The sequence below is a fragment of the Bartonella sp. AP88HLJMH genome, assembly GCF_042195605.1.
In the GTDB taxonomy this organism is placed as follows: domain Bacteria; phylum Pseudomonadota; class Alphaproteobacteria; order Rhizobiales; family Rhizobiaceae; genus Bartonella.
This window is the reverse complement of the sequence record NZ_JBHIOR010000001.1, coordinates 295,831-305,709: the sequence shown is the minus strand read 5'-3', so window position 1 is coordinate 305,709 and position 9,879 is coordinate 295,831. Positions and strand designations below refer to the sequence as shown.

At 38.5% G+C, this 9,879-nt stretch carries 7 protein-coding genes; 5 read left to right on the top strand and 2 right to left on the bottom strand.

The window, feature by feature from the left end; genetic code table 11:
* Positions 1-59 precede the first annotated feature (59 nt).
* The 5 genes from ACFIMA_RS01155 to virB11 are packed head-to-tail and all read left to right on the top strand — an operon-like array spanning position 60 to position 3,914.
* Positions 60-203: a TrwH protein gene (locus ACFIMA_RS01155; RefSeq protein ID WP_273790050.1), complete on the top strand. Its 144-nt coding sequence runs from the start codon at positions 60-62 to the stop codon at positions 201-203.
* Positions 200-901 (top strand): virB8 family protein, encoded by a 702-nt coding sequence (locus tag ACFIMA_RS01150; RefSeq protein ID WP_375606007.1) that lies wholly within the window; start codon positions 200-202, stop codon positions 899-901. Before ACFIMA_RS01155 ends, ACFIMA_RS01150 begins: the two co-directional genes overlap by 4 nt.
* 13 nt (positions 902-914) lie before the next feature.
* Positions 915-1,721 (top strand): P-type conjugative transfer protein VirB9, encoded by an 807-nt coding sequence (virB9, locus tag ACFIMA_RS01145; protein WP_375606008.1) that lies wholly within the window; start codon positions 915-917, stop codon positions 1,719-1,721.
* On the top strand, positions 1,721-2,878 hold the full coding sequence (virB10, locus tag ACFIMA_RS01140; protein WP_375681425.1) for a type IV secretion system protein VirB10: 1,158 nt from the start codon (positions 1,721-1,723) through the stop codon (positions 2,876-2,878). Before virB9 ends, virB10 begins: the two co-directional genes overlap by 1 nt.
* Positions 2,853-3,914, top strand: a complete 1,062-nt coding sequence (gene virB11, locus ACFIMA_RS01135) for a P-type DNA transfer ATPase VirB11 (RefSeq protein ID WP_375618302.1) — start codon at positions 2,853-2,855, stop codon at positions 3,912-3,914. Before virB10 ends, virB11 begins: the two co-directional genes overlap by 26 nt.
* Before the next feature lie 3,321 nt (positions 3,915-7,235).
* Here virB11 and ACFIMA_RS01130 read toward each other — a convergent pair.
* Complete coding sequence (locus ACFIMA_RS01130; RefSeq protein WP_254492569.1) at positions 7,236-8,015, bottom strand: succinate dehydrogenase iron-sulfur subunit; 780 nt, start codon at positions 8,013-8,015, stop codon at positions 7,236-7,238.
* 14 nt (positions 8,016-8,029) lie between these two features.
* Positions 8,030-9,874, bottom strand: coding sequence for a succinate dehydrogenase flavoprotein subunit (gene sdhA / locus ACFIMA_RS01125; protein WP_375620955.1), 1,845 nt, complete (start codon positions 9,872-9,874; stop codon positions 8,030-8,032).
* Positions 9,875-9,879 lie beyond the last annotated feature (5 nt).

Here is a 9,879-nt window from a genome sequence, read left to right as displayed (position 1 = left end):
ATTATAATAATGACAATAAATATCGGAATGTATATAACAGTAAAAAGAGTCATATTAAAATGAAGTCGATCATTCTTATAATTTTGATTGCAAACCTTTTATCGGCTTGTGCATTAGCACCAAAGCTAAAACAGCCCAATGATAGGAACCGCGTGCCTATTAATAAAACAATCCCTGCCGAAATCAAGCGAGGAGACAGATGAAAACAAAACAAGCAAAACCAGTGAAAGCCGAACAACTTAGAAGTTATTATGAAGAAAGCCGTGGCTTAGAACGTGATCTTATCAATGAATTTATAAGGTCGCGCAGAACGGCATGGCGTGTTGCGAGTACTGTGGGTCTTTTTGGCTTATTCGGTATGATATGTGGAGTTGTTGGATTTTCTCAACCAGCTCCAACTCCCTTAGTATTGCGCGTTGATAATACGACGGGTGCAGTTGATGTTATCTCAATCATGCGTGAACACGAAGAAAGCTATGGTGAAGTTGTAGATAGATATTGGCTAAACCAATATGTACTTAACCGCGAAACTTACGACTACGATACTATTCAACTGAACTATGACACAACAGCACTTTTAAGTGCGGCATCTGTTCAACAAGAATATTATAAAATCTATGATGGAGAAAATGCACGGGACAAAGTGCTTTCCAACAAAGCACGTATTACAGTTAAAGTACGATCAATCCAGCCTAATGGACTCGGTCAAGCAACTGTACGTTTTACGACTCAGCAACTTGACAGCAACGGTGCTGCTACTGGACCAAAACAGCACCAAATTGCAACAATTGGTTACACCTATGTTGGTGCACCCATGAAATCATCTGATCGATTGCTTAACCCCCTTGGTTTTCAAGTAACAAGTTACCGTTCTGACCCAGAAATACTGTTGAATGATTAAGGAATTGATTGTTATGAAAAAACTTGCGTTCGTTGTTCTATTGTCTTCGTTTTCTTCTCTTTATACGGTACCTGTGCAGGCGCTCAAAAGTCCATCAAATTCACAATATGATCATCGCATTCGCTATATAACATATAACGAAGCCGATGTGGTTCAAATTGAAACAGTTCTTGGTGTGGCAACACATATTATTCTTGAAGAAGGTGAACAGTACATAACTCATGCCTTTGGCGATTCTGAAGCCTATGCCTTTGCTCATAAAGGGCGGCATATTTTTATTAAACCAAAAGCAGAACTTGCCAATACCAATCTCATCGTTGTAACCGACAAACGGAGTTATAAATTCCGACTACAATTTCGGAATGACCGTGCGGGATCAACATATGAATTGGCTTTCCATTATCCCGATTCAAACGATGAAAAGTCAGAAGAAAACAATCGGCGCCTTGCGATTGAACGTGGTTTTCACCAAAGCGTCAACGGCTATAATCTCAGTTATACCATGAGTGGTCACCAAGATATTGCTCCGATAAATGCTTGGGACAATGGGCGTATTACTTACTTCAAATTTCCCGCTAACATGGATATGCCATCGATTTATGTCGTAGATGCTGAAGGTAATGAAAGCTTAATACCACGCACCGTTATCGGCAGTTCTAATGATATTATCGCCGTTCATAAGGTCAATCCTAAATGGCTTATACGGCTTGGTAAACGCGCTCTAGCTGTTTTTAATGAAGCCTATGACCCCAATGGCGTACCAAACACAACAGGGACAGTATCTTCGGTGGTTTATCGTATCAATAAAGGAGGAAAATGATGTTTGACAATAAGGAAGGAGAGGGAAAAGGTACAAAACTGGACAACGTCGAACAAAAACATATTGAAGGTACCTATGGAGGGTCCGAACTAGGTTCTGAACGTCGTCCAACAATTCCAGGTACCCGTGCATTGTTAATGGTAGGACTTATTGTCATAGTAGCGATACCGATTGCCTTGACTTGGAAAGCTTTTAAAATGCGTAATACCGTGGAGGTTGAGGAAGAAAAACCACAACAAATAGTACAGCAAATTATACCAAACTATGTCCCTCGGATTATAGAAGAGCCAAAGATTGTAGAAGAAGCAGAAAAATCAACACAAACAGAAGATTCAAACTTGGATATTCCACCGGCATTGAGTAAACTTCTTCAAACAGCCATTCCTCCACATATGCTCCAAGATTCTGAAGAATTAGCACGCAAACGTATGCTCAGTTCTAGCCTTAACAACGGTGGTAGCGAAGGATCTACAGATACAAATAATAAAGCATCGAATAATGATAGAGGTAATGGCGTATTATTTGATAACCTTCAGCCCGTGCGTTTAGGTCAATCACATGCGATGCAACTTCGTAACCGTGACTTTTTGATTACACAAGGAACGCAAATAGATTGTACGTTAGAAACAAAAATCATTACATCACAACCCGGAATGACGACGTGTCATTTAACACGCGATATTTATTCCACGAGTGGACGTGTTGTTTTGCTTGACCGTGGTTCTAAAGTTGTTGGTTTTTACCAAAGTGGCATACAACAAGGACAAACGCGCGTGTTTGTGCAATGGTTACGCATTGAAACGCCTTCTGGTGTTGTTGTCAATCTTGACTCACCAGGCACAGGTCCTCTGGGTGAAGCGGGTATTGGTGGCTGGGTTGACAGACATTTTTGGGAACGATTTGGTAGTGCAATTATGGTAAGCATTATCGGTGATTTAGGAGAATGGGTAAGAGGAAAAGTTGGTAAAAGCAGCAAAGAAAATAAAGATAACTCACAAAATAAAGGAGCTCAGAATGCTGAATCTATAGCAGTCGATGTTCTTCAAAATTCCATCAATATCACACCAACACTTTACAAAAACCAAGGCGAACGAGTAAATATTTTTGTTGCTCGTGATCTGGATTTCAGCGATGTCTACAGTCTCGTCACACGTTAACCCGATACAAAAAGATCAAGCAGTTTTTCAGCTTCTGCAACCGCTTGATTGTTTTTTAGAAGATCCCACGATCACTGAATTATCGATTTGCCGCCCCTGTGAAGTATGGACGAAAAGCTTTAAGGGTTGGCAAGTACATAGCGTACCAGAGTTAACAACCACTTTTTTGCAAACGCTTATTACAGCTATTATCGTTTATAACGGTATGGCTCCCAGAAGTATTAATTATGTGCTCTTGCCTGGTGGACAACGTGGTACAATTATACAAACACCAGCTGTTGTTGATGGTGCTCTTTCCTTTGTAATTCGTAAACATTCTCTCATAGTTAAAACGTTAGAAGAACTCAAAGAAGAAGGGGCATTTGACGATTTTTCTGATGTAAGTTTTAATAAGCCTTCAGCAAAAGAAGCCAATAACTTGTTATCGAGGCAGGACTTCACACGGTTGGAACCATTTGAAGTTCAACTCTTACAAAGTAAACGTGAGGGAAAAATTCTTGAATTTTTGGAAGAATGCGTCCTTCACAAACGCAACATTATTATTGCAGGCAAAACAGGATCTGGTAAAACAACATTTGCGCGCTCTTTAATTGAAAAGGTCCCTGTAGAGGAGCGTATTATCACAATTGAAGATGTTCATGAGCTTTTTCTACCCAATCATCCCAATCATGTACATATGATTTATGGTAACAATGTAGGCCGTGTTTCAGCTGAAGAATGCCTAGATGCGTGTATGCGTCAGTCGCCTGACAGAATTTTTCTCGCTGAATTGCGAGGCAATGAAGCATGGGAATATCTCAATTCGCTCAACACTGGTCATCCCGGATCGATTACAACAACGCATGCCAACAGCGCTTTGCAAACATTTGAGCGATGTGCCACCTTGATTAAAAGATCAGAAATTGGCCGGCAACTCGAGTTAGAAATGATAAAAATCGTTCTCTATACAACAGTTGACGTAGTGTTGTTCTTTAAAGATAGAAAACTCTCTGAAGTCTTTTACGACCCGATTTTTGCTAAATCAAAAATCGCTTAAGGTGAGCTTCCTCTCTCGGTAATATGAAGCAAACAAAAATAGCCGTAACTAATTGTTACGGCTATTTATTTAACTTTTCCTATTCTCTTTGCTTCTCCGATGGATTTTCTACACTCTTCATGAAGAAAAAAAGAAAAAAGTTAATAGACAACAACTCTACGAGAAAACCAAATTATACATAAGGCTCTCTTTATTCTCTTGCCTTTGATCATTCTTTCCATTTACCTTTTGAAAAAGTATCTTTGATGCAAAAAAGAAAAAATAGTTGCAAAATAAATATTTAAACAAAAGAAAAGAATAAATTTTGATTCGCCTATCAATGAAAGCTTCGTAAAATAGGTACTTTCGATCATCACAAATAATTATCGTCATCAAGACCAAAACTTATCGTTTAAAAATTCTAAGCGCTATTTTCAAGTGATTAATAAATATGTTTTTTAACCAAACAATCTCCAAATACGGAAAACCTCATACGAAATAAATTATCATTTCGATTTAGCATCCATAAACCACGTTCTATTTGGTAATAAAAAGTATAGTGGTATATAGACGTCTTCTTCGGACGAAGAAAGATTCTTAACCTCCAGTTGTTCGTAAACAACCAAATTTCTCTTAGGCAAGCTTTGCTAACCATATCACGTGGCTTATGTCCCTCTCCTAAAGACGATATCCATAGATTCCATAAGGTAAGCTCTACTCTGAATATTCCTGCTCTCTTCTCTGCACCACAAAAAGCAAAAATTCCTAAAAGAACAGATCTACAATCACTCTTCTTAAGCCACGTCACATTGACTTATAAAGAGTTTTCATTATTTTGCGTGTTGGATAAAAGATCTTAGTACCGTAGGATTCTCTCATTTCAAAGCTGTTTATTAACCAAAACCATGTCTCTTGCACATTATAAGTAAATAAAGCCGTATAGAATGAAACTGTACAAAAAGCACTAAAAATGCCTTTTATAAACCATCCAAAATGCCCCAAATTGTCACAATATTGGGAGTTTGCAAAGTGTCTAATGGCACCCAACTTGCTCTTTTATGAAGTGTAAAAATGGAGATGCTCTATAAATTTTATATTGTTCATCGGGGCTTTACCATTATACCATCCACGAGCTCTGTAATGAAATAAGCTTAGGCACCTTAAAGAAAGGTTTCTTAAAAACAAGCGTGCAAATTGACAAGCAAAGTGTATTTGGCTCGGGACGTTCTGTTTTACATAAGGGTTTTGATCTTATTAAAGAACGAGAGAAACAAAAGCGTGAAGCAATGCGTAATCTCTATTATTTAAAAGACATTACTCTAGATGCTTTTGAAAGTCGTAAAGCAGAATTAAAAATGATGCTAAAATGGAAACTGGTTTGCACCTTTACAGCTTCATATTCTCCTCAAATTAGGAGGCTGTATAGCGACTTTCAAAGATTACGTCAACAGAGATACATAATACTCTTAACTCCCATCTGATAAGTGAAAGCTGCAACAGCAAAAGCTCTTTTAGAAAAACAACGCCATAAAGTCATTAATAAACCGGCAATGAATTGGAGAAATGTTCCAGATTTTTATCAAACACTCTGCAAAGCAACAATAATGATACAACTGGCTTTGCATCTGCTTATTTTTACAGGTGTTCGTACCCATCTCTTGCATCAATTCGTGAAGATCAGATTGAAGAGGATATATGAACAATTCTTGGCTCGAGAATACGAACGGTCTGCGTGATACTACAGGAGATTTCGCATGCCATTATGATCACAAATATTAAAAATTTTAAAATAAGCACGCTTGTTTTTTCGCAATGATTTCTGTTTTCTGTAACCGGTCGTAGTCCTTATTAAGGTGAATTTCCCATCACAATATATAAGAGAGATTAGACTAAAAACCTGTCCACGTAGATTTCTCTCTCATTTACGTAATTGGCTAACAGACTCCACCTACCACACCTCAAAGGACGAAGCCTCTTAACACGCAAACTAATCTGCAAACAATCCGCCCCCTCGCCTAGCAGATTTCACCTTCTAACCACTCTAATTACCACATCCTAAACACGATAGTATTTTATGGCACAACAGAATAAATACCAAAACAATGACTGATTATACCGTTAATACTTGGACACCTCTTTTTCATGTTAAGAAATATCTTTTATGCTGAAAAATAAAAAACACTTTTACTGCTTAAACAACTTTCTTAAGCATACATACAAGAACAATGAAATACCCTAACATAATAAATAAGATCTAAACCTAGAAATCTCTATTTTTATAGATAAAAACATATAAAATCAAAACCTCCGAAACTCGTCAAAATACAACATATTTTCTTTGATGATTGAATTTATTCAACTCAAACGAACCTACAAACACCGCTTATTCCACATTCGCAACATGTGTTCTTAGAATTCTTACTATCATTTTCTAAATTTTTAGAGAAACCTATAAATTTGCTATTTTTCAAACGTCTTATCTGCTCTTTAATGAATTTAAATCTATGACGTTACAATAATTTTAAATTACTTCCCCCTTAACTGTATGATCTATCTCTACAATAGAGAGGGATTTTACGTTCTCCATTCTTTGAGAACTATAAATTTTGTTTTTTAATGCGATTAACAATCCAATCTTTAAAATAAAAAATATGACCTTTATATATATAATGATATTATCAAAAATTCCTAATCCTTGAATATTAGCAATGTTTTCGATATTACAATAAATGTGTCGTAAAATGACGAATTGTCATAATGATCACTCCTTTGTATTTCATTTAGATAATTTACATGCGTTTAATATTTGTATCAGCATTTATTTTTGTGCTATATTTATACAGAGTAATCATTTTTTATAAAAAATGATTACTTAAATCTGCATCAAAGTATAAATTATGATGCGAATTTAATAAAAATAAAAACACATGGCATATTGATTTTATTGTTTTTACATAGAACGCTATTTAAAGTATAGTTTACTCGAAAGACTAATGCCTTTTTAAAGGCAATAATAACTATACTAACCGCCTCATAGAAGCCAATAAATTTTTAGAGATTAAGCCTCAAAGAGGCACAAAAACACGCACAATTTTCTATTTTTCTTTTTACTGTTCGTTAATCGGTCAAATTTCAAAGATAATATTCAACTATGAGTTTTCTGCTCAGCCATTGCAAGGATTGCTTCTACAAGGATTGCTTAATTTTTAGAGATTACTTCGCTTTTAGAATGATTATAGCTACTGCGCCCCCATAAGCAGCCGATCTTCTTTTAGAGATTTAATTGCTAAAAGGAGATACAATTTCCCACCTTGCGCTTTATTTTGATCAATCAGTAAATTTTCAAAGGCGGCGTTCAACCATGAGTTTTTTAATTTCAGCAATCGCTTTCGCTGGATTTAATCCCTTTGGACAAGTTTGCGCACAATTCATAATCGTATGGCAACGATAAAGGCGGAAAGGATCTTCTAAATTATCAAGACGTTCACCACACATCTCATCACGTGAATCCGCAATCCAGCGATAAGCTTGAAGCAAAACAGCGGGCCCCAAATAACGATCACCGTTCCACCAATAACTTGGACATGAAGTCTGACAACACGCACACAAAATACATTCATAAAGGCCATCGATTTTTTGGCGATCGGAGTGACTTTGTAACCATTCTTTTGCAGGTTCAGGAGAAACTGTTTGCAACCAAGGCTCAATGACTCGGTGTTGTGCATAAAAACGCTTTAAATCAGGAACCAAATCTTTAACAACCGGCATGGAAGGCAACGGATAGACCTTAATGGGATGTTTTACATCATCCATCCCTTTGGTACAAGCTAATGTATTGGTTCCATCAATATTCATAGCACATGAACCACAGATGCCTTCACGGCATGATCGACGAAGTGTCAAAGTTGGATCAATATGGTTTTTAATAAACAAAAGCCCATCAAGAATCATAGGACCACAAGCAGAACGATCCACATAATAAGTATCTAAATGAGGATTTTTCTCATCATCAGGCGACCAACGATACACGTGAAATTCCGTCAGCTTTGTAGCACCTTCAGGTTTAGGCCAAACCTTTCCCGGTTTTACTTGAGAATTTTTGGGAAGCTTAATTTGTACCATATTTCATTCTCCCCTTAATAAACCCGTTTTTTAGGTGCAATGCGCTTTAAATCGATCCCACCATCAGCTTCAGATGTTAACGGGTCCACATGGACAGGTCGATATGATAATGTCACCTTACCCTCTTTTGACAAATGTGAAATCGTATGTTTACGCCAGTTTTTATCATCACGCTCTGGATAATCTTCACGAGCGTGAGCGCCACGGCTTTCTGAACGTGCTTCGGCAGAATGAACAGTCATGATTGCATTCGCCATAAGATTTTCAAGCTCTAATGTTTCAACCAAATCAGAATTCCATATCAGAGAACGATCTGTGACTTTGAGATCCGACAATTCCCCCCAGATTTTATTCATCCGTTGACATCCCTGTTTCAAAGAATCTTCTGTACGGAAGACTGCTGCGTCTTCTTGCATCGTGCGTTGCATTTTTTCACGCAATACAGCTGTTGGTATTGCCCCTTGTGCAAAACGTAAACGATCAAAACGCGCTATAATTTCGTCAACAGCTTCTTCATTGATGGGTGGAATTTCTGCATTCCGATCAATAACTTCACCCGCGCGAATGGCAGCAGCACGACCAAACACCACAAGATCAATTAATGAATTTGACCCCAAGCGGTTAGCACCATGAACAGAAGCACATCCTGCTTCTCCTACCGCCATCAGCCCTGGTTGAATACGATCAGGCGAATCAGCCGTTGGATTGAGAACTTCCCCGTAGTAATTGGTAGGAATCCCACCCATATTATAATGAACCGTTGGCAAGATGGGGATAGGCTCTTTTGTTACATCCACCCCTGCAAATATCCGTGCTGATTCTGAAATCCCTGGTAAACGCTCATGCAAGATTGCAGGATCAATATGATTGAGAACCAAATGAATATGATCCTTCTTAGGTCCAACGCCACGCCCTTCACGAATTTCAAGTGTGATACAACGCGAAACCAAGTCACGTGAAGCCAAATCCTTAAAGGAAGGTGCATAACGCTCCATAAAGCGTTCACCTTCAGAATTGATTAAATAGCCTCCTTCACCACGAGCTCCTTCTGTAATTAAGCAGCCAGAACCGTAAATCCCTGTCGGATGGAATTGCACAAACTCCATATCCTGAAGTGGCAATCCAGCGCGTGCGATCATTCCACCACCATCACCCGTACAGGTATGCGCCGATGTCGCAGAAAAATAAGCCCGTCCATAACCACCGGTTGCAAGAACAACCATTTTGGCAGAAAAACGATGTATTGTACCATCATCGAGATTCCATGCCACAACCCCCGTACAAACCCCATCCGTCATGATGAGATCGAGTGCAAAATATTCAATAAAAAATTGCGCATTATGCTTTAAGCTTTGTCCATAAAGCGTATGCAAAATGGCATGGCCTGTACGGTCAGCTGCTGCGCAAGTACGCTGAACAGGCGGACCTTCACCAAATTGTGTCGTATGTCCGCCAAAAGGACGCTGATAAATTTTGCCTTCTTGCGTTCGCGAAAAAGGAACGCCATAATGTTCTAATTCATACACAGCAGCAGGAGCATTACGCACCAAATATTCCATTGCATCGGTATCGCCCAACCAATCAGAACCTTTCACGGTATCATATAAATGCCACTGCCAATTGTCAGGTCCCATATTTGAAAGCGATGCAGCAATTCCCCCTTGTGCTGCAACCGTATGTGAGCGCGTTGGAAAAACCTTCGTAATACAAGCTGTCTTTAATCCTTGTTCTGCCATACCCAGTGTCGCACGTAATCCTGCACCACCTGCCCCAACAACAACAACATCAAATTTATGATCTACAGTGCGATAAGGGGCGTTACCTGCTTTAGCACCCAGAGATGATCCTGTACCCGCCATACTTG

Coding starts and splice junctions, on each gene's coding strand:
- ACFIMA_RS01155 (WP_273790050.1), top strand. CDS start 60: ATGAAGTCGATCATTCTTATAATTTTGATTGCAAACCTTTTATCGGCT.
- ACFIMA_RS01150 (WP_375606007.1), top strand. CDS start 200: ATGAAAACAAAACAAGCAAAACCAGTGAAAGCCGAACAACTTAGAAGT.
- virB9 (WP_375606008.1), top strand. CDS start 915: ATGAAAAAACTTGCGTTCGTTGTTCTATTGTCTTCGTTTTCTTCTCTT.
- virB10 (WP_375681425.1), top strand. CDS start 1,721: ATGTTTGACAATAAGGAAGGAGAGGGAAAAGGTACAAAACTGGACAAC.
- virB11 (WP_375618302.1), top strand. CDS start 2,853: ATGTCTACAGTCTCGTCACACGTTAACCCGATACAAAAAGATCAAGCA.
- ACFIMA_RS01130 (WP_254492569.1), bottom strand. CDS start 8,015: ATGGTACAAATTAAGCTTCCCAAAAATTCTCAAGTAAAACCGGGAAAG.
- sdhA (WP_375620955.1), bottom strand. CDS start 9,874: ATGGCGGGTACAGGATCATCTCTGGGTGCTAAAGCAGGTAACGCCCCT.